The sequence below is a fragment of the Bradyrhizobium centrolobii genome, from assembly GCF_001641635.1.
GTDB lineage: Bacteria > Pseudomonadota > Alphaproteobacteria > Rhizobiales > Xanthobacteraceae > Bradyrhizobium > Bradyrhizobium centrolobii.
On sequence record NZ_LUUB01000053.1, the window covers coordinates 4,971 to 5,375 of the forward strand.

The 405-nt window shown below is 71.4% G+C and carries 1 protein-coding gene; it reads right to left on the reverse strand.

Annotation, left to right across the window (positions count from 1 at the left end; all coding sequences use genetic code 11):
* Positions 1–311: DEAD/DEAH box helicase (locus tag AYJ54_RS15400; RefSeq protein WP_347337217.1), on the reverse strand; the 311-nt coding region annotated here is incomplete at its 3' end.
* Between the last annotated feature and the right edge of the window lie 94 nt (positions 312–405).

Below are 405 nucleotides of genomic sequence, written 5' to 3' on the forward strand. Positions count from 1 at the left end.
CCGGCGCGCGAGCGCGCGCCCGAGAGCGTCGACCTCCCCCGCAAGGAGGGAGGTGCCGGCTGAGCTTGCGGCGATGACCTCGCCGCATCGCCTTCAGAAGATAACTCCACCAGTGTCGGCAGAAATCCCGCCAGCGTCTTGCCGGCGCCGGTCGGCGCGATCAGCAGCGCGGAGCGGTCCTCGCGCGCCTTCTTCAGCAGTGCCAGTTGATGCGCGCGCGGCGACCAGCCGCGGGCCGAGAACCACGCCTGGAAGCGGTCGGGCAGCAGCGCGGCCGGCTCGGCCGATGTTTTGAGGGTACGGGGCGGCACGGCGTAAGAGGTAAGCCGTGGGGATGGGTTCGTCGAGGGGTGGCTTCTTCGCCTCTCCCCGCCTGCGGGGAGAGGCCGGAATTCGCGCGCAGCG